Origin of the sequence: Aquamicrobium lusatiense (genome assembly GCF_014201615.1) — a bacterium.
In the GTDB taxonomy this organism is placed as follows: Bacteria; Pseudomonadota; Alphaproteobacteria; order Rhizobiales; family Rhizobiaceae; genus Mesorhizobium; species Mesorhizobium lusatiense.
The window spans coordinates 2236325-2254977 of record NZ_JACHEU010000001.1 but is presented as its reverse complement, the minus strand read 5'-3'; the positions used below and the strand labels follow the sequence as shown (position 1 = coordinate 2254977).

The following is an 18653-nucleotide window of genomic DNA, read 5'->3' as shown; positions in this document are numbered from 1 at the left end:
ACCCGCGAGAACCGGCCTCAGCCGGAAAATTTCACGTGGCCGTTCAGGCCAGCCGGCAGCCGCGCTCCGGCGCGGCCGCGTCAGGCTTTTACTCCGCAGCGTCAGGCATCTGCGTCGGGGCATTGTCCTGCTTGGTATTCTCAAGCTCGACATTGAGACCCAGCGACCGCATTTCCTTGACGAGAACGTTGAAGCTCTCGGGAATGCCGGCCTCGAAGGTGTCGTCGCCGCGCACAATCGCCTCGTAGACCTTGGTACGGCCTGCCACGTCGTCCGACTTCACCGTCAGCATTTCCTGCAGCGTGTAGGCGGCGCCGTAGGCTTCGAGCGCCCAGACCTCCATCTCGCCGAAGCGCTGACCGCCGAACTGCGCCTTACCGCCCAGCGGCTGCTGGGTGACGAGCGAGTACGGGCCGATCGAACGGGCGTGGATCTTGTCGTCGACCAGATGGTGAAGCTTGAGCATGTAGATGTAGCCCATGGTCACCTTGCGGTCGAACGGCTCTCCGGTACGTCCGTCGTAGAGCTGCGACTGGCCGGAGGTGTGCAGGCCGGCCTGGCTCAGCATGTGGTCGATGTCGGCTTCGTTCGCACCGTCGAACACCGGCGTTGCGATCGAGACGCCGCGGCGCATCTGCTCGCCCAGACGCACGACGGACTCGTCGTCATACTCGCGCACCGGCTCGTTGCGGTCGTTGGCAGGGATGACCGCCTCGACCGTCTCGCGCAGGGGCTTGATGTCGCCGCTGGCCTTGTAGGCATCGATCAGCTCACCGATCTTCCTGCCCATGCCGGCGCAGGCCCAGCCAAGGTGCGTTTCGAGAATCTGGCCGACGTTCATGCGCGAAGGCACGCCGAGGGGATTGAGCACGATGTCTGCATGCGTACCGTCTTCGAGGAACGGCATGTCCTCGACCGCAACGATGCGCGACACGACGCCCTTGTTGCCGTGACGGCCGGCCATCTTGTCGCCCGGCTGCATCTTGCGCTTCACAGCCACGAACACCTTGACCATCTTCATGACGCCCGGAGGCATCTCGTCGCCGCGCTGCACCTTCTCGACTTTGTCCATGAAGCGCTGCTCAAGCGCCTTCTTGGAGTCGTCGTACTGGCCGCGCAGGGCTTCCAGCTCGCTCTGCAGCTTTTCGTCCTCGACGGCGAACTGCCACCACTGCGAGCGCGGGTAATCGTCCAGCGTCTCGCGTGCCAGCGTGGAACCCTTCTTGAAGCCCTTCGGCCCCGCAATGGCTTCCTTGCCGATCAGAACGTCAGCCAGACGCGCATAGACGTTGCGATCCAGGATCGCCTGCTCGTCGTCACGGTCCTTGGCGAGGCGCTCGATCTCCTCGCGCTCGATCGCCATGGCGCGCTCGTCCTTCTCCACGCCGTGGCGGTTGAAGACGCGCACTTCGACGACCGTGCCGAAGGTGCCCGGAGGCATGCGCATGGAGGTGTCGCGTACGTCGGAGGCCTTCTCACCGAAGATGGCGCGCAGAAGCTTCTCTTCCGGCGTCATCGGGCTTTCGCCCTTCGGCGTGATCTTGCCGACGAGAATGTCACCCGGCTGCACTTCCGCGCCGATATAGACGATGCCGGCCTCGTCGAGGTTCTTCAGCGCTTCTTCCGAAACGTTCGGAATGTCGCGCGTGATTTCTTCAGGCCCGAGCTTGGTGTCGCGCGCCATGACCTCGAACTCCTCGATGTGGATCGAGGTGAAGATGTCGTCGGCCACGATCCGCTCGGAGAGCAGGATGGAGTCCTCGTAGTTGTATCCGTTCCACGGCATGAACGCGACCAGCACGTTGCGGCCGAGCGCCAGATCGCCGAGATCGGTCGACGGACCGTCAGCGATGATATCGCCCTTGTTGACGTGATCGCCAACCTTCACCAGCGGACGCTGGTTGATGCAGGTCGACTGGTTCGAGCGCTGGAACTTCATCAGGCGGTAGATGTCGACGCCCGACTTGCCGGGATCAAGATCTTCGGTGGCGCGCACGACGATACGGGTTGCGTCCACCTGATCGACGATACCGCCGCGGCGTGCGCCGATGGCAGCGCCGGAGTCACGGGCGACGATCGGCTCCATGCCGGTGCCGACGAACGGAGCCTCGGCGCGCACCAGCGGCACGGCCTGACGCTGCATGTTCGAGCCCATCAGAGCGCGGTTGGCGTCGTCGTTTTCAAGGAACGGAATCAGCGCTGCGGCGACCGACACCATCTGCTTGGGCGAGACGTCCATAAGGTCGACCATCTCGCGCGGCGCCATCATCACCTCGCCGGCGTTCCGGCAGATGACGAACTCGTCCACGAACTGACCGTTAGAGTCCAGCTCGGCGTTGGCCTGCGCCACATAGTGCTTGGCCTCCTCCATCGCCGACAGATAGACCACGTCATTGGTGAGCTTGCCGTCCACGATCTTGCGATACGGGCTTTCGATGAAGCCGTACTTGTTGACGCGCGCAAAGGTGGCCAGCGAGTTGATCAGACCGATGTTCGGGCCTTCCGGCGTCTCGATCGGGCAGATGCGGCCGTAATGCGTCGGGTGCACGTCGCGCACCTCGAAGCCGGCGCGCTCGCGGGTCAGACCACCCGGCCCGAGGGCCGAAAGACGACGCTTGTGGGTGATTTCCGACAGCGGGTTGGTCTGGTCCATGAACTGCGAGAGCTGCGAGGAACCGAAGAACTCGCGCACGGCAGCCGCGGCCGGCTTGGCGTTGATCAGGTCCTGCGGCATGACGGTGTCGATCTCGATCGACGACATGCGCTCCTTGATGGCGCGCTCCATGCGCAGGAGGCCCAGACGATACTGGTTCTCCATGAGCTCGCCCACCGAACGCACACGGCGGTTGCCGAGATTGTCGATGTCATCGATCTCGCCCTTGCCGTCGCGCAGGTCGACCAGCGTCTTGACCACGGCAAGGATATCGTCCTTGCGCAGCACGCGCACGGTGTCCGGGCAGTCCAGTTCCAGACGCATGTTCATCTTGACGCGGCCGACGGCCGAGAGGTCGTAGCGCTCTGCATCGAAGAACAGCGAATTGAACATCGCCTCGGCTGTCTCAAGCGTCGGCGGCTCGCCCGGGCGCATGACGCGGTAGATGTCGAACAGGGCGTCCTGACGGCCTTCGTTCTTGTCCACGGCCAGCGTGTTGCGGATATAGGCGCCGACATTGACGTGATCGATGTCGAGGATCTGGATTTCTTCCTCGCCCGTGCCGAGCAGAACCTTCAGCGTCTTCTCGTCGATCTCGTCACCGGCTTCGAGATAGATCTCGCCGGTCTGGTAGTTGACGATATCCTCGGCGAGATACTGGCCGATCAGGTCCTCATCGGTTGCCTTGATGGCCTTGAGGCCCTTTTCGGCAAGCTGCCGTGCCTGACGGGCGGTGATCTTCTTGCCAGCCTCGACCACGACTTCGCCGGTATCGGCGTCGACCAGATCGTTCACGGCCTTGAGACCCTTGAAGCGATCCTGATTGTAAGGGATGCGCCAGTGATCGCCTGCACGCTTGTAGGTGATCTTGTTATAGAACGTCGACAGGATGTCTTCGCCATCCATGCCGAGCGCCATCAGCAGAGAGGTCGCCGGAATCTTGCGGCGACGGTCGATACGGGCGTGCACGACATCCTTGGAATCGAACTCGATGTCGAGCCACGAACCACGATAGGGAATGACGCGTGCGGCGAACAGCAGCTTGCCGCTCGAATGCGACTTGCCCTTGTCATGGTCGAAGAAGACACCCGGCGAACGGTGCATCTGCGAAACGATGACGCGCTCGGTGCCGTTGACGATGAAGGTGCCGTTGGACGTCATGAGCGGCATGTCGCCCATGTAGACGTCCTGCTCCTTGATGTCCTTGATCGACTTGGCGCCGGTGTCCTCGTCGACATCGAACACGATCAGACGCAGCGTCACCTTGAGCGGCGCGGCATAGGTCAGGTCGCGCTGACGGCACTCGTCAACGTCGAACTTCGGGGCTTCGAACTCGTACTTGACGAATTCGAGCATCGAAGCGCCGGAAAAATCGGAGATCGGGAAGACCGACTTGAAAACCGCCTGCAGTCCCTCGTCCGGGCGGCCGCCTTCGGGCTCCTCGACCATCAGGAACTGGTCGTAAGACGCCTTCTGAACCTCGATGAGGTTCGGCATTTCCGCGACTTCGGGTATCTTCCCGAAGAACTTCCTGACGCGCCTGCGGCCGTTAAAAGTCTGGGTCTGGGCCATTATAGCTCCTTAGCTCGCATCTCGGGGCGGATCACGCCGCGATCCGCCTTGCTTCCAGGCCGCACGATAGCGACCTTGTCCAAAACAGGTGAAAACCTGTTTCCTGAAAGCCCGTTTTTGGCCCTCAGGAAAGAGGTTCTCAAACACATCCGCCGGGCCACCTCCGAAAGCGGAGGTGGCGGACGGCCCGAAAGCCGTCCGCCGGAACCCAAACGCTTACTTGAGCTCGACCTTGGCGCCAGCTGCTTCGAGCTGAGCCTTGATCTTGTCGGCGTCGGCCTTGTTGGCGCCTTCCTTGACGGGCTTCGGAGCAGCTTCAACCAGATCCTTGGCTTCCTTGAGGCCCAGGCCGGTGATGGCGCGGACTTCCTTGATGACCTCGATCTTCTTGGCGCCGGCGTCAGCGAGAATGACGTCGAACTCGGTCTTCTCTTCAACCGGGGCAGCAGCAGCGGCGCCCGGAGCAGCAGCAACGGCGACCGGAGCAGCAGCGGAAACGCCCCACTTCTCTTCCAGCAGCTTCGACAGCTCAGCCGCTTCGAGAACGGTCAGGGCCGACAGGTCTTCAACGATCTTGGCGAGATCAGCCATTTTGATTTTCCTTCAATAAGATTCGAACGTGTTGATGTTTTGGTGTGAGGAACAGCCTCACGCCGCCTCGTCCTTCCGGGCATAAGCGCCGATAACGCGCGCGACATTGCCTGCCGGTGCGTTGACGACCTGTGCGATCCGGGTTGCCGGGGTGGAAATCATACCCACCAGACGTGCACGCAGCTCGTCGAGCGACGGCAGCGAGGCAAGAGCCTTCACACCATCGGCATCGAGCGTGGTCGAGCCCATTGCGCCGCCGAGAATGACAAGCTTGTCATTGCCCTTGGCGAAATCGGACGCGACCTTCGGAGCCGCAACCGGATCGTCCGAATAAGCGATCAGCGTCTGTCCCTTGAACAGATCGATGATGCCTTCGGATTCCGTGCCCTGAAGAGCGATTTTGGCGAGGCGGTTCTTCGCGACTTTGACAGTTCCACCGGCTGCGCCCATCTTCACACGAAGATCGTTCATCTGCGCAACGGTGATACCGGCATAGTGGGCCACGACGACTGATCCGGCGCCCTTGAAGGCGTCGTTCAGACTCGAGACGAGTTCGCGTTTTTCCGCTCTATCCACTGCCTATCTCCAGTTGACCCCCGCAACATTTGCGAAGCGGGCGTCGGGTTGCCTTTTGCCGGTCGCTACAGCCCTGGAAAGAGCTTTCACGATCAGCGCTCGAGGATCCTGTCCCCTTTCCGCCATGCCCGAAGGCATACAGACAAAAGGCACACACGGTTCGAACCTTTCTTCGGAGGGATACCCTCCTCTGTCCGGTCTTCACCCGTCTCATGCAGACCCGTATGGATTAAGGACCACCCGAAAGAGGTCCGCCTGCAATCTCGGACAGGATTCCGGGACTTTCATCCCGGCTTCCGGCCCCCGCATGAGCGGGAGCCGGAATTTCAGAAAGGACCGGCGCCTACGCGCCAGCCCTCGGAAATCGCATCAGGAAATGGCGAGAGAAGCCACATCCAGCTTCAGGCCGGGGCCCATGGTCGAGGACAGAGCCACCCGCTTGACGTAAATGCCCTTGGCGCCCGTCGGCTTGGCCTTGTTGACCGCATCGGCGAAAGCACGAACGTTCTCTTCCAGAGCCTTGACCTCGAAGGAGACCTTGCCAACGCCGCCGTGGACGATACCGGCCTTCTCGACGCGGAACTCAACGGCGCCACCCTTGGAAGCCTTGACCGCACCAGCCACATCGGTGGTCACGGTGCCGACCTTCGGGTTCGGCATCATGCCGCGGGGGCCGAGCACCTTGCCCAGACGACCGACGAGCGGCATCATGTCCGGCGTGGCGATGCAGCGATCGAAGTTGATCTCGCCCTTCTGGACGATCTCGACCAGTTCCTCGGCACCGACGATGTCCGCACCGGCTGCCTTGGCCTCGTCAGCCTTGTCGCCACGGGCAAACACGGCGACGCGAACATCACGGCCGGTGCCGTTCGGCAGGTTGACCACGCCGCGGACCATCTGGTCGGCATGACGGGGATCAACACCGAGGTTCATCGAGATTTCGATGGTCTCGTCGAACTTGACGGAAGAGCGGTCCTTCAGAAGCTTGATCGCGTCTTCGAGGCCGTAGACCTTATCGGGATCAAGGCCTTCACGAACCTTGGCTATGCGCTTGGAAATCTTTGCCATCTGATCAGCCCACCACTTCCAGGCCCATCGAGCGGGCAGAACCTTCGACCATACGCATCGCCGCTTCCACGTCGTTTGCGTTGAGGTCCTTCATCTTGGCTTCGGCGATCTCGCGCACCTTGTCGCGGCTGATCTGGCCAGCCTTCGCCTTGCCCGGCTCCTTGGAACCCGACTTCAGGTTGACGGCCTTCTTCAGGAAGTAGGTCACCGGAGGCGTCTTCATGACGAAGGTGAACGACTTGTCCTGATAATAGGTGATCACGACGGGGATGGGCGAACCCTTCTCCATCTCCTGGCTCTGGGCGTTGAACGCCTTACAGAATTCCATGATGTTGATGCCACGCTGACCAAGCGCAGGGCCGATCGGAGGCGACGGCGTAGCCGACCCCGCGGGAACCTGAAGCTTGAGCTGGCCTGCAATTTTCTTAGCCATCTCTTATCTGCCTTGTTTCATGCCAGCCCCGAAATCGGGAAAGCCGGCGGTTGCAGTCCGGTGGTGCGGTTCCGGCAGCCGGCTAAGCCGCCCTCGCCTCCCACCATTCAAGCGACGCAGAGACTGCGCCACCCTTCGGCACCATCACAGGGACAGCGCCGCTTCGGATCAGCCCTTTTCGACCTGTCCGAATTCCAGATCCACAGGCACGGCGCGCCCGAAGATGGAAACCTCAACCTTGAGACGCGCCCGCTCCTCGTCCACTTCCTGAACGAAGCCGTTGAAGGAAGCGAAGGGACCATCGGAAACGCGGATCGCCTCGCCGACCTCGAAGGTCACCGAAGGCTTCGGCCGCTCCACGCCTTCCTGCACCTGATGCAGGATGCGCTCGGCCTCCTTGTCGGTGATGTACATCGGCTTGGCGGTGTGCTTGTCCTCACCGAGGAAGCCGGTCACGCGCGGCGTGTTCTTGACCAGCGAGATCACGGCGTCATTCAGATCAGCCTTCATCAGCACGTAGCCGGGGAAGAACTTGCGCTCCGCATCGACCTTCTTGCCACGGCGAACCTCGACCACCTTCTCGGTGGGCACGACGATCTGCTCGATCCTGTCGCTCAGCCCCTTCTGACGGGCCTTGTTCTCAATGTCATCCGCCACCTTCTTCTCGAAGTTGGAATAGGCGTGAACGATGTACCAGCGCGCGGTCATGTAAAGACTTCTCCGTAATCGCCGAACTTAGCGCCCGATGCCGAGAATCAATTCGACGGCAAAACCCATGAGCTGATCGGCAGCAAAGAAGAAGAGCATCGCCAGCAGCGAAAAGATCAGAACCATCACCGTGGAGATCATCGTCTCGCGCCGCGAAGGCCAGGTGACCTTGGCAGCCTCGGACCGAACCTGCTGAAGGAAGACGAAAGGATTGGTTGTCTTCGACGCCATGTGCCACTCTGCTTTCAGGATCCGTGGGCCGGACCCTCTGGATGATCCCGCCGGGCGGGACGTGAGACATGAACTTGGCTACCGCAGCGAATCAGCAAGTAGTTTCGTTCATGCAAATCAGACGCGCAAAGCTGGATTACCAGCTCCACGCGTCGCGTGTCTGTTGGTGCCTACATAAAACCGATTCTCGACACGCGCAAGTGGCAAGCATCCGCTTTACGATCATATGCCGCCTCGGAACCATCCAGTCGTCCCGTCCCGGCCACGCCGTCTTATGGCGTAAATCGCATTGTAAAGCAAGAGATCGCCGAAACGAAAGCTGTCCGGCAGAAAAATGGCAGGGGCAGCAGGGCTCGAACCCGCGACCTGCGGTTTTGGAGACCGCCGCTCTACCAACTGAGCTATACCCCTAGGTCGGCCGCATATCGATGCAGCAGCCGCTTCCTAGTCAGTAGAGCCGCATCTGTAAAGAGAGAAAGCGCATCATCGCACGCAACTGGGAAAAGACAGGCGAAGGCCGCGAAAGTCAGCCTTTTCAGACCACACTTTACGACTGATCGGCAACGGCGCGATCCCCCGGAAAAATTTCAGTATCGGGAAAAGGCGGAAGCCACGACTCGCGACGAATGCACCACAGTTCATAAGTGGGTCTGAACAGATTCGTTTCATCCAGCGCACCGAGATTGATTTCGACTTCTTCGCCGGTTCGGCCAAACATCGATGAGCCGCAGGCCGGGCAAAAATGCCGCCCCTTGTACGACCCGGCTTCTCCCCCGAAGCTGAACTCGGAGGCCGGATAGATGGCCGACGCATGGAAAAGCGCGCCATGGTGCCTGCGGCAATCCATGCAATGGCAAATGCCGACCCGCAGCGGCTCGCCGCGAGCGCGGAAGCGCACCTTGCCGCACAGGCATCCACCTTCCACAATCCTCATCGCCTAACCTCCCAGCCGGCACAACCTCCGGAGTGCTCCTGCTCGCCGCCACCCGACACAGTGGTCAGCAGGGTTGCCCGTGCAGACAAGCAACAATACCGCGATAAAGAAAAAGGGCGACCCGAAGGCCGCCCTTTTCCATGTTCCTGCTGACAGAAAGCGTCAGCTTATTCGACGATTGCGGCGACGATGCCGGCGCCGACGGTGCGGCCGCCTTCACGGATGGCGAAGCGCAGGCGCTCTTCCATCGCGATCGGCACGATCAGCTCAACATCAACCGTGATGTTGTCGCCCGGCATCACCATCTCGGTGCCCTCGGGAAGCGTCACGATGCCCGTCACGTCCGTCGTGCGGAAGTAGAACTGCGGACGGTAGTTCGTGAAGAACGGCGTATGACGGCCACCCTCTTCCTTCGTCAGAATGTAGGCCTCGGCCTTGAACTTCTTGTGCGGCTTCACCGAACCGGGCTTCGCCAGAACCTGACCACGCTCAACGCCTTCACGGTCAACACCGCGCAGCAGCGCACCGATGTTGTCGCCGGCCTGGCCCTGGTCGAGCAGCTTGCGGAACATCTCGACGCCCGTGCAGGTCGTCTTCGTCGTCGGACGGATGCCGACGATCTCGAGTTCCTCGCCAACCTTGACGATGCCGCGCTCGACGCGACCGGTCACCACCGTGCCGCGGCCCGAGATCGAGAACACGTCTTCGATCGGCATCAGGAACGGCTGGTCAACCGGACGCTCAGGCGTCGGGATGTATTCGTCAACCGCAGCCATCAGCTTGCGGATCGCGTCCTCGCCGATTTCCTTGTTCGAGTCCTCAAGGGCAGCAAGCGCCGAGCCCGGAACGATCGGAATGTCGTCGCCGGGGAACTCGTAAGCCGACAGAAGCTCGCGGACTTCCAGCTCAACCAGTTCCAGAAGCTCCGGATCGTCAACCTGGTCCACCTTGTTCAGGAACACCACGATCGCCGGAACGCCAACCTGACGGGCAAGCAGGATGTGCTCGCGCGTCTGCGGCATCGGGCCGTCGGCAGCCGACACAACCAGGATCGCGCCGTCCATCTGCGCAGCACCCGTGATCATGTTCTTCACATAGTCGGCGTGGCCGGGGCAGTCGACGTGGGCGTAGTGGCGCGCATCCGTCTCGTACTCAACGTGCGACGTCGCAATCGTGATGCCGCGCGCCTTCTCCTCAGGAGCGTTGTCAATCTGGTCATAAGCCTTGAAATCACCGAAATACTTCGTGATCGCAGCCGTCGTCGACGTCTTGCCATGGTCAACGTGACCAATCGTGCCAATGTTCACATGAGGCTTATTGCGCTCGAATTTACCTTTTGCCATAGTCTCTTTCCTTAGGCGCGTGGACCTTTGGTTCAGTCGGATGCGGGGCGATTAGCGAGAACGGCCGCAAAACACAAGTGTCTTTTGGCCAGCGACGGTGCAGCCATACACCCTGACATGCAACTGCGGGTGAATGACGCAGATATAGGCAGAAAATATTGCTGTTGTAAGGGGCTGGATGAACGAACCCGGCCCTGCGCTTCGCATTCAGAAAACTGGAGCGGGTGAAGGGAATCGAACCCTCGTATTCAGCTTGGAAGGCTGCTGCTCTACCATTGAGCTACACCCGCATTTCAGGTCTCCGGTGCGGCAGTGGTGGAGGAGGTTGGATTTGAACCAACGTAGGCTAAGCCAACGGATTTACAGTCCGTCCCCTTTAACCACTCGGGCACTCCTCCAGTCTGCCGACGGAGCCTGCTGCGAGGCACTTACAGATGCCGGAGCCCTGTCGATGCCCGCCATCAGCGAAGCGCCTTATGGCCGCAAGGTTGTTTTGTGTCAACCGCGCCGGAGACGTTTTCTCCGCAGTTTTTTCATGGCGTCGCCGCCATAGGCAAAAGCAGGCACTACAGCTATAGGACGAGCATGAGCGACATCAAGAAATCCGGCACCCCCAAAGACGCGCATTATGCAAGGCTGCGTCGAACCTTTCGTGACGAAAAGGCCGGCGGGCCACGCGCGCACAGGCCACGGCGCAAGGTCATGCCCGGCGACGGTCCCTCCGAAGGTCTCGTGCATCTCTATGGCCTGCACACGGTGCGCGCAGCCCTTGCCAATCCCGCGCGCAAGGTGCGCTCCATGCTGGTCACGCGCAATGCGGCCGAGCGGCTGGAACTCGGCCCTGTGGATGGCCTTCCCTTCCCGGCCCGCATCGTCGAGCCGCGCGAGATCGACAAGATCACCGGATCCGACGCCGTCCATCAGGGCGTGCTGATCGAGGCCGAACCGCTCAGGCCCAAGCGCCTCGACGCGCTGGGTGACACGAATCTCGTGCTTGTGCTGGATCAGGTGACGGATCCGCACAATGTCGGCGCAATTCTGCGTTCCGCCGTGGCCTTCGGCGCCGGCGCGCTCATCACGACCAATCGTCACAGCCCGACCGAATCCGGCGTGCTGGCCAAATCGGCATCCGGCGCGCTGGAACACATAGACCATATCGAGGTGCGCAATCTCGCCGAAGCGCTGGAAACGCTGCATGGGGCCGGCTTCCAGACGATCGGTCTCGATTCGGATGGACCCGCCGAGCTGGAAAAGACCTTTTCCGCACAAAGGCTGGCGCTCGTTCTCGGCGCGGAAGGCAAGGGCCTGCGGCAGAAGACGCGCGAGACGGTGAGTGCGCTGGCCCGGCTCGACATGCCCGGCGCCATCCGCTCGCTCAATGTCTCCAACGCCGCAGCCGTGGCGCTCTATGCGGCGGGGCGGTTTCTGAACGAATAGAGAGAACAGCAGGCGTTCAGGCAAAGGCTGATTCCGCTGCTCCAGTCCCCAGTTTAGCGGGATCTATGCGATGTCAGTCGCTTGCGTGTGACTGCAAAATGCCCAAACGGGCGGCAAGGGGAACATCTTTTTGGGAACACGACCGTTCCCCTCCCCGCCCGCTGTTCGCACCGGCTGTTTGCCGGTTCGATTCGCGTGATCGTCTGGCCACTTTGTGCCGATTTGATCGTCAGGCTACGTCGTGGCCGGCCATCCGCTCCAGCGCGCGCACCAGTGCCGAATGATCCTCCTTCGCCCCGCCATTGGCGGCGCAGGAGTTGAAGAGCTGCTGCGCCGTCGAGGTGTTGGGCAGCGAGACGCCGAGCGAACGGGCGCCTTCGAGGGCCAGATTGAGATCCTTCTGGTGCAGTTCGATGCGGAAGCCCGGGTCGAAGGTGCGCCTGATCATGCGCTCGCCATGCACTTCGAGGATGCGCGAGGCCGCGAGCCCGCCCATCAGCGCCTGCCGAACCCGGGCAGGATCGGCTCCCGCCTTGGACGCAAACACCAGCGCCTCGGCCACCGCCTCAATGGTGAGCGCGACGACGATCTGATTCGCTACCTTGGTCGTCTGCCCGACGCTATTGGGGCCGACCAGCGTGATGTTCTTGCCCATTTTCTCGAAAACGGGGCGCGCTCGCTCAAAAGCGTTCTCCTCGCCGCCGACCATGATGGTGAGCGACGCAGCCTTTGCGCCTACTTCACCGCCCGAAACCGGCGCGTCCAGATAATCGCAGCCCAGAGCGTTGATCTTCTGCGCGAAGGTTTTGGTGGCGATCGGCGAAATAGACGACATGTCGATGACCAACTTGCCCTTCGACAGGCCCGACGCCACGCCATCCTCGCCGAACAGCACCTCATCCACCTGCGGCGTGTCCGGCACCATGGTGATGATGATGTCTGCGGCCTGTGCCACGGCGGCGTTGCCGGTCACGGTCTTCAGGCCTTTGTCGACAAGGTCGGCAGGCGGCGGCGAGCGATGGTCGGTGGTGATGACCGAATAGCCTGCATCCAGCAGATGCCCGGCCATGGGAGATCCCATGATGCCCAGACCTATGAAACCGATGTTTTCCATTGTGGCGTCCTTTCGATTCGTCACGCTGCCGCGTCCGCCTTGCCGGCGAATTTCCCGAACCAGCCAAGTCCCGCTTCGGTGCCGGCTTTCGGCTTGTATTCGGCACCAATCCAGCCGGAATAGCCGAGGCCGTCGATGAAATCGTAGATGAACGGGTAGTTGATCTCGCCCGTTCCAGGCTCATGGCGGCCGGGGTTGTCGGCAAGCTGGATATGGGCGATGCGCGGCAGGTTGGCCTCTATCGAGCGCGCCAGATCGCCCTCCATGATCTGCATGTGATAGATGTCATATTGCAGCCACAGGTTCTGCGATCCGACCTTTTCCATCAGATTGAGCGCCTGCTGCGTGCCGGTGAGGAAGAAGCCGGGAATGTCGCGGGTGTTGATCGGCTCTATCAGCAGGCGAATGCCAGCCTCGCCCAGCCTGTCGGCGGCAAATTTCAGGTTTCCGACGAACACCTCTTCAAGCTCTTCACGCGGCGCACCGGCAGGCACGATGCCGGCGAGGCAGTTCACCTGCCCGCAATCCAGAGCCCTCGCATAGGTGATAGCCTTGTCGACCCCGGCGCGGAACTCCTCGATCCGGTCCGGCAGGATGGCAATGCCGCGCTCCCCGGCGGCCCAGTCGCCGGATGGCACATTGAAGAGAACCTGTGTCAGTCCGTTCTTCTTCAGCCGTGCCGAAACTTCTTCGGCGGGATGGTCGTAAGGACCGAGATATTCCACGCCGCGAAACCCGGCCCGGGCGGCGGCATCGAAGCGGTCGAGTAACTCATGTTCCCCGAACAGCATGGAAAGATTGGCTGAAAACCGTGGCATAGCTGAATTTCCTCACAAATTGATTCAGTCGAGCATGGCGATTGCAGTGGGCGCATCCTCATTGCGCTCGGCCAGTTCCTCGAACTCGGTGATGTTGTCGATCTCGGTGCCCATGGAGATGTTGGTGACACGTTCGAGAATGAATTCCAGCACGACCGGAACCTGATGTTCCTTCATCAGCCGGCGCGCTTCAGCGAAGGCACCGGCGAACTCGTCCGGCCGGCGCACGCGCAGCGCCTTGCAGCCCATGGCTTCGGCAACGGCGACATGATCGACGCCATAGCCGACCTCCGCATGGCCGACGGTATTGATGTTCTCGAAAGCGAGGCTGACCTCGTAGTCCATCGAAAAACCGCGCTGCGCCTGCCGGATGAGGCCGAGATAGGCGTTGTTCACCACGACATGGATGTAGGGCAGCTTGTGCTGGGCGCCGACGGCCAGTTCCTCGATCATGAACTGGAAGTCGTAATCTCCTGAAAGGGCGACGATATTCGCATCCGGACGGGCGGCCCTCACACCGAGCGCCGCCGGCAATGTCCACCCCAGCGGACCGGCCTGCCCGCAATTGATCCAGTTGCGCGGCTTATAGACATGCAGGAACTGCGCGCCCGCTATCTGGCTCAGACCGATGGTGGTGACATAGGTGGTGTCACGGCCGAAAGCCTTGTTCATTTCCTCGTAGATGCGCTGCGGCTTCAGCGGCACCTGCTCGAAATGGGTCTTGCGCTTCATCGTCTTCTTGCGCTGCTGGCATGCCTTCGCCCAGCCGGACCAGTCGCGCAGTTTTCCGGCCGTCTTCCATTCGGTCGCCACATCGAGCAGCATCTTCAGCGCCGCGCCGGCATCGGAGACGATGCCGAGATCGGGCGCGAAGACACGGCCTATCTGCGTCGGCTCGATGTCGACATGGATGAATTTCCTGCCCTTCGTATAGACGTCGACGGAACCGGTATGACGATTTGCCCAGCGGTTGCCGATGCCGAACACGAAATCGGCCTCCAGCATGGTGGCGTTGCCATAACGGTGCGAGGTCTGGAGCCCGCACATGCCGGCCATCAGCCGGTGATCGTCCGGAATGGCGCCCCAGCCCATCAGCGTGGGGATGACCGGAACCCCGGTGATCTCCGCGAATTCGATCAGCAGGTCGGACGCATCGGCATTGATGATGCCGCCTCCGGCGACGATCAGCGGCTTCTCGGCCTCGTTCAGCATGGCCAGAGCCTTCTCGGCCTGCGCTCGGGTCATGGCGGGCCTGAAAGCAGACATCGGCTCGTAGGCATCGATGTCGAAATCTATTTCGGCCAGCTGAACATCCAGCGGCAGGTCGATCAGCACCGGGCCGGGCCGCGACGAGCGCATGAGATGAAACGCCTTTTGCAGCGCCATCGGCACCAGATAAGGCTCCATGACCGTAACCGCCCATTTGGTGACGGGCCCCGCGATGGCGGCAATGTCGACAGCCTGAAAATCCTCCTTCGTCAGCCGTGCGCGCGGGGCCTGCCCAGTGATGCACAGGATGGGAATGGAATCGGCAGACGCGGAATAAAGCCCGGTGATCATGTCGGTTCCGGCGGGACCGGACGTGCCGAGGCACAGGCCGATATTGCCGCTGGCGGCGCGCGTATAGCCTTCCGCCATATGCGAGGCGCCCTCCACATGACGGGCAAGAATATGACGAATCGTTCCCCGTGCCTTCAGAGCGGAATAGAGCGGATTGATGGCTGCGCCCGGCACCCCGAACGCACAGGAAATCCCTTCCTTTTCAAGAACGAGAACAGCGGCATCGACAGCACGCATTCTGGCCATGGCGGCATCCTCCAGAGCAATTCTGATGATTTGAGGATGTCAGCACTTCACCTATTTTTCAATTTTTTCAAAAAAGTTTTTCATTTCTGTTATTTCCTCATAAAATGCTGACAAACCTAGCCATTTCATTTTTCATTTACGCGCTTTTCAATTTCTTATAAAAAAGTTTTTCATTTTCATGGGAAATCGAAGGCGCCCGCGATGGAACAAGCCGAAAAACGTCAGCGCGGCAGGCCACGCGCCTTCAGCCCTTCCCCGGATGCCGGGCCGGTGCAGTCTCTCGACCGGGCCTTGCGGATACTGGCGATCGTGGCGCAGGCAAGCGGCCTTTCGCTGAGCGAGATCGCCGACCAGTCGGGCATTGCCGCGGCGACCGCCTATCGCATGCTCACCACCCTCGAAGCGCATGGCATGGTGGAATTCGACCGAACCGAACAATTATGGTCGATAGGCGTCGAAACCTACCGAATGGGGTCGGCCTTCCTGCGCGGGCGCAAAATTGTCGACCGGGCGCGCGTGGTGATGCAGGATCTGATGGAGAAAACCGGAGAAACCGCCAATCTGGGGCTGGCGGAAGATGATTGCGTGGTGTTCGTCAGCCAGGTCGAGACGCATCAGGCCATCCGCGCCTTCTTCCGGCCCGGCACCCGCACCGCCTTTCATGCTTCCGGCATCGGCAAGGCCGTTCTCTCCCATATGGATCCGGAGCGGGTGGCCGTGCTCATCGACCGGCTGGGTCTGGAAACCTATACGGACCGCACCCTTGCGACCCTGCCCGAGCTAATGCGGGATCTCGCCGAGGCAAGGGTCCGCGGCTGGGCCGTGGACGACGAGGAACGCAATCTCGGCATGCGCTGCGTGGCCGCCGCCGTTTTCAACGAACATGGCGAGCCGGTGGGAGGGGTGTCCGTCTCAGGCCCCACGGTGCGGGTCACGCCGGAACGGCTGGCGCAGATCGGGCCTGTTGTTCGCGATGCGGCGGCAGAAGTCACGGCGATGATCGGCGGCAGGAACTGAGTTCCCTCCCCTTCAGCCCATTGCGCTGACGTGGCGCAGATAGAACGCAAGCGCGACAAAGCCGACCATGAAAGCGACGCCGGTCCAGTCTATCTTCAAGCCGCGCATCACCCGGATCGTATTGAGCACCAGCGCCCACGCAGCAAGCACAATCAAAGCGACGATGACAAATCTGAGCATCGGCTCTCCCCTGAATGGCTCTTGTTCTCCATGTAGGGAGCAGCAAAGGCTATTTCAGCATGCGAAACGGTGAATCCGGCTCTGATTTGTCTTTACTGACACGACAAATATGCTAACCGGAGCACGTTGCCCTTGTAGCTCAGCTGGTAGAGCAGCGGTTTTGTAAACCGAAGGTCGCGGGTTCGATCCCTGCCGGGGGCACCACCACCCATTTCAGGGTGTTGATTTTCCTTGTTAAATCGGATCATTTCGCCCCACCTTCTGCACCACTTCACATAGTGGGACAGTTTCTTCCATTTTTGTTTTTGTTGCCGGGTTCCATGAGGTGGCACATCCGCCAATCCCGGAGATGCAAAAGCGGAATCGGCCATCCGATACGGTTCCAATAATGCCTTCAACGCAGTGGGACCGCCCGCGGGATCAGGAATTTGTATCGGCAATGGAAATGAGGTGACAACACAGTTGCCCCCTCTGTTTGGAATGGTCTGATAGGTCACGATGACACTGCGGGGCCGCCAACGTGTCCCCAACCATGCACAGGCTGAGCGGGAAGCGCAATAAAAGTCGTGCCGCGTGAGCGATGATCTCGGCGGGAAAGCGGCAGCGACTACAGGATGGGGCACGAGCAGTTTTCAACATTGCCCATGCTTGCTGAGCTTCATCAGATGTCGGTTAAATTTTAGCGTGCCGTTCTTGCTCGGATCCCAAACAGCAAGCCGACCAACTTGACAGTTTATGCGATCTGCGATCACATAATAATACCCGCGATCGGTATCGTGCGGGCGCTGCCACCATAGCCGGACCTGCTGATCGCGGAGGAGATCTCCTCGTTGTTCGAGCCAGCGCGGTTGATAACCAATTCCGAACAGCAACAGCGACGACAAAACCTTGTGGTTGCCATGGAGACAGAAATGACCGACGGCACGAACGAGCGCCTGCGCAACCCGATGTCGCCGGGCGCCCCGATCATCCCGCGTAACGAATGGGATTATCCGCCCTATCATCGCTGGACGTTCCAGCACATCCGCGAGATGACGCCGACGGCACAGATATGGCGCGGCCCCGGGCCGGTACTGCCCTTGCCGAGCGCACCAGTCGATATCGATCAGGTGAAGTTCGAAACCAGCGGCACGACGCATACAATCGCGGAGTTTCTCGATGGAAGTTTCACCGACGGCTTCCTGGTGCTGTGGCGCGGCAATATCGTCGCCGAGCGTTACATGAACGGCATGCGCCCCCACGGCCAGCATCTCGCAATGTCGGTCACCAAGTCGATTGTCGCCACGCTGTTCGGCGTGGTGCATGGCAAGGGTTTGGTAGATACGCGCGCACAGGTGACACACTATCTTCCGGAACTCGCCGCGACCGCCTATCGCGGAGCGACTGTGCAACACCTTCTGGACATGACTGCCGGCGTCACCTTCGACGAGTCATACACGACCGAGGGATCGCACATGCAAAAGCTCGACCATGCCTGCGGATGGAAGCCAATCACGCGACCTGATTGGCCAAAGACCATGTGGGAGCTGATCATTACCCTGACCGAGCAGGAAAGGCCGCACGGCAGCCAGTTCAGTTACCGGTCGATCGAGACAGACATTCTGGCACTTGTACTGGAGCGTACCACCGGCACGTCGCTGGCCGAGCTCCTCAGCTCGGAACTGTGGGCGCCGATGGGGGCGGAGGAAGACGCTTACATCACCGTCGATCCGGCTGGCATGGCGCTGGCCGACGGCGGTTTCAACGCGACGCTGCGCGACATGGCCCGGTTCGCACTGCTGCATCTCAACCGTGGATGGGTGAACCACCGGCAGGTCGTTCCCGAAGAGTGGATCAGCGAATGCCGCAATGGCGGCAATCCCGACCTCTATACGGGCGTGTATCGCACCAGCCTGCCGGATGGCGCCTACCACAACCAGTTCTGGATCGAGGATCAGCAGCGCCGCGCCTACATGTGCCGGGGCACATTTGGCCAGTTCATTTACATGGACCCGCAATCCGAATTTGGCGTCGTCAAGCTGTCCACCTGGCCGGAATTCGTAAGCTCTGAGCGTACCATCGAAACCCTCGCCGCGTTCCATGCAATCCGCGACTATCTGGAGCGCGAGTGCCTATGAGAAAGTGCGTCTGACCGTCAGGTCGGATCTTTGTGCGGGGGCCTTCCTCACATTG

General features: G+C 60.9%; 16 protein-coding genes, 4 tRNA genes and 1 pseudogene. 4 read left to right on the top strand and 17 right to left on the bottom strand.

Annotated features, from left to right (window positions below; all coding sequences use genetic code 11):
* Positions 1-88: 88 nt before the first annotated feature.
* From rpoB to HNR59_RS10720, 12 genes are all read right to left on the bottom strand, one after another.
* The gene (rpoB, locus tag HNR59_RS10775; RefSeq protein WP_183829730.1) at positions 89-4225 is read right to left on the bottom strand and encodes a DNA-directed RNA polymerase subunit beta; all 4137 of its coding nucleotides are present in this window, start codon (positions 4223-4225) and stop codon (positions 89-91) included.
* A gap of 216 nt (positions 4226-4441) precedes the next feature.
* A complete protein-coding gene (gene rplL / locus HNR59_RS10770) occupies positions 4442-4816 on the bottom strand; it encodes a 50S ribosomal protein L7/L12 (protein ID WP_183829728.1) in 375 nt (124 codons plus the stop codon).
* Positions 4817-4873: 57 nt separating this feature from the next.
* Positions 4874-5392: a 50S ribosomal protein L10 gene (gene rplJ, locus HNR59_RS10765; RefSeq protein WP_183829725.1), complete on the bottom strand. Its 519-nt coding sequence runs from the start codon at positions 5390-5392 to the stop codon at positions 4874-4876.
* A gap of 369 nt (positions 5393-5761) precedes the next feature.
* Positions 5762-6460 carry a 50S ribosomal protein L1 gene (gene rplA / locus HNR59_RS10760; RefSeq protein ID WP_183829722.1) on the bottom strand — a complete coding sequence of 233 codons (699 nt, stop codon included), beginning with the start codon at positions 6458-6460 and terminating at the stop codon, positions 5762-5764.
* A gap of 4 nt (positions 6461-6464) precedes the next feature.
* Entirely contained in the window at positions 6465-6893 is a 429-nt protein-coding gene (gene rplK, locus HNR59_RS10755) for a 50S ribosomal protein L11 (RefSeq protein WP_183829719.1), read from the bottom strand.
* 168 nt (positions 6894-7061) lie between these two features.
* Entirely contained in the window at positions 7062-7601 is a 540-nt protein-coding gene (gene nusG / locus HNR59_RS10750) for a transcription termination/antitermination protein NusG (protein WP_183829716.1), read from the bottom strand.
* A gap of 27 nt (positions 7602-7628) precedes the next feature.
* Positions 7629-7832, bottom strand: coding sequence for a preprotein translocase subunit SecE (secE, locus tag HNR59_RS10745; RefSeq protein WP_183829713.1), 204 nt, complete (start codon positions 7830-7832; stop codon positions 7629-7631).
* A 335-nt stretch (positions 7833-8167) separates the two neighbouring features.
* Positions 8168-8243 (bottom strand) — tRNA-Trp (locus tag HNR59_RS10740).
* Positions 8244-8379: 136 nt separating this feature from the next.
* Positions 8380-8766, bottom strand: coding sequence for a GFA family protein (locus HNR59_RS10735; protein ID WP_183829710.1), 387 nt, complete (start codon positions 8764-8766; stop codon positions 8380-8382).
* Between the two features lie 167 nt (positions 8767-8933).
* Entirely contained in the window at positions 8934-10109 is a 1176-nt protein-coding gene (gene tuf / locus HNR59_RS10730; protein ID WP_183829707.1) for an elongation factor Tu, read from the bottom strand.
* A gap of 216 nt (positions 10110-10325) precedes the next feature.
* Positions 10326-10399 (bottom strand) — tRNA-Gly (locus HNR59_RS10725).
* 23 nt (positions 10400-10422) lie between these two features.
* Positions 10423-10507, bottom strand: a tRNA-Tyr gene (locus tag HNR59_RS10720).
* Between the two features lie 187 nt (positions 10508-10694).
* Here HNR59_RS10720 and HNR59_RS10715 point away from each other — a divergent pair.
* Positions 10695-11546, top strand: a complete 852-nt coding sequence (locus tag HNR59_RS10715; RefSeq protein WP_183829704.1) for a TrmH family RNA methyltransferase — start codon at positions 10695-10697, stop codon at positions 11544-11546.
* Between the two features lie 229 nt (positions 11547-11775).
* On the opposite strand, the gene HNR59_RS10710 is transcribed toward HNR59_RS10715, so the two are convergent.
* The 3 genes from HNR59_RS10710 to gcl are packed head-to-tail and all read right to left on the bottom strand — an operon-like array spanning position 11776 to position 15284.
* Positions 11776-12711, bottom strand: coding sequence for a 2-hydroxy-3-oxopropionate reductase (locus HNR59_RS10710; protein WP_343060833.1), 936 nt, complete (start codon positions 12709-12711; stop codon positions 11776-11778).
* Complete coding sequence (hyi, locus tag HNR59_RS10705) at positions 12681-13478, bottom strand: hydroxypyruvate isomerase (protein ID WP_183829698.1); 798 nt, start codon at positions 13476-13478, stop codon at positions 12681-12683. Before hyi ends, HNR59_RS10710 begins: the two co-directional genes overlap by 31 nt.
* A gap of 24 nt (positions 13479-13502) precedes the next feature.
* Positions 13503-15284 carry a glyoxylate carboligase gene (gene gcl / locus HNR59_RS10700; protein WP_183829695.1) on the bottom strand — a complete coding sequence of 594 codons (1782 nt, stop codon included), beginning with the start codon at positions 15282-15284 and terminating at the stop codon, positions 13503-13505.
* Between the two features lie 201 nt (positions 15285-15485).
* Between gcl and bhcR the strand changes: the two genes are divergently transcribed.
* The gene (gene bhcR / locus HNR59_RS10695; RefSeq protein WP_183829692.1) at positions 15486-16301 is read left to right on the top strand and encodes an HTH-type transcriptional regulator BhcR; all 816 of its coding nucleotides are present in this window, start codon (positions 15486-15488) and stop codon (positions 16299-16301) included.
* Between the two features lie 12 nt (positions 16302-16313).
* Here bhcR and HNR59_RS10690 read toward each other — a convergent pair whose 3' ends face one another.
* Positions 16314-16481, bottom strand: a complete 168-nt coding sequence (locus tag HNR59_RS10690; protein WP_183829688.1) for a hypothetical protein — start codon at positions 16479-16481, stop codon at positions 16314-16316.
* A gap of 128 nt (positions 16482-16609) precedes the next feature.
* Between HNR59_RS10690 and HNR59_RS10685 the strand changes: the two genes are divergently transcribed.
* Positions 16610-16685: transfer RNA gene (locus tag HNR59_RS10685), tRNA-Thr, on the top strand.
* Between the two features lie 275 nt (positions 16686-16960).
* On the opposite strand, the pseudogene HNR59_RS20780 reads toward HNR59_RS10685, so the two are convergent.
* Positions 16961-17120 (bottom strand): annotated as a pseudogene (locus HNR59_RS20780) (IS6 family transposase); the annotation flags it as partial.
* Positions 17121-17392: 272 nt separating this feature from the next.
* On the opposite strand from HNR59_RS20780, the gene HNR59_RS10680 reads away from it, so the two are divergent.
* Positions 17393-18598, top strand: a complete 1206-nt coding sequence (locus HNR59_RS10680) for a serine hydrolase domain-containing protein (protein ID WP_183829685.1) — start codon at positions 17393-17395, stop codon at positions 18596-18598.
* Positions 18599-18653: the final 55 nt, after the last annotated feature.

Bases quoted from the DNA above. Each gene is read 5' to 3' on its own strand.
- rpoB (WP_183829730.1), bottom strand. From the start codon at position 4,225: ATGGCCCAGACCCAGACTTTTAACGGCCGCAGGCGCGTCAGGAAGTTC.
- rplL (WP_183829728.1), bottom strand. From the start codon at position 4,816: ATGGCTGATCTCGCCAAGATCGTTGAAGACCTGTCGGCCCTGACCGTT.
- rplA (WP_183829722.1), bottom strand. From the start codon at position 6,460: ATGGCAAAGATTTCCAAGCGCATAGCCAAGGTTCGTGAAGGCCTTGAT.
- rplK (WP_183829719.1), bottom strand. From the start codon at position 6,893: ATGGCTAAGAAAATTGCAGGCCAGCTCAAGCTTCAGGTTCCCGCGGGG.
- nusG (WP_183829716.1), bottom strand. From the start codon at position 7,601: ATGACCGCGCGCTGGTACATCGTTCACGCCTATTCCAACTTCGAGAAG.
- secE (WP_183829713.1), bottom strand. From the start codon at position 7,832: ATGGCGTCGAAGACAACCAATCCTTTCGTCTTCCTTCAGCAGGTTCGG.
- HNR59_RS10735 (WP_183829710.1), bottom strand. From the start codon at position 8,766: ATGAGGATTGTGGAAGGTGGATGCCTGTGCGGCAAGGTGCGCTTCCGC.
- tuf (WP_183829707.1), bottom strand. From the start codon at position 10,109: ATGGCAAAAGGTAAATTCGAGCGCAATAAGCCTCATGTGAACATTGGC.
- HNR59_RS10715 (WP_183829704.1), top strand. From the start codon at position 10,695: ATGAGCGACATCAAGAAATCCGGCACCCCCAAAGACGCGCATTATGCA.
- hyi (WP_183829698.1), bottom strand. From the start codon at position 13,478: ATGCCACGGTTTTCAGCCAATCTTTCCATGCTGTTCGGGGAACATGAG.
- gcl (WP_183829695.1), bottom strand. From the start codon at position 15,284: ATGGCCAGAATGCGTGCTGTCGATGCCGCTGTTCTCGTTCTTGAAAAG.
- bhcR (WP_183829692.1), top strand. From the start codon at position 15,486: ATGGAACAAGCCGAAAAACGTCAGCGCGGCAGGCCACGCGCCTTCAGC.
- HNR59_RS10690 (WP_183829688.1), bottom strand. From the start codon at position 16,481: ATGCTCAGATTTGTCATCGTCGCTTTGATTGTGCTTGCTGCGTGGGCG.
- HNR59_RS10680 (WP_183829685.1), top strand. From the start codon at position 17,393: ATGACCGACGGCACGAACGAGCGCCTGCGCAACCCGATGTCGCCGGGC.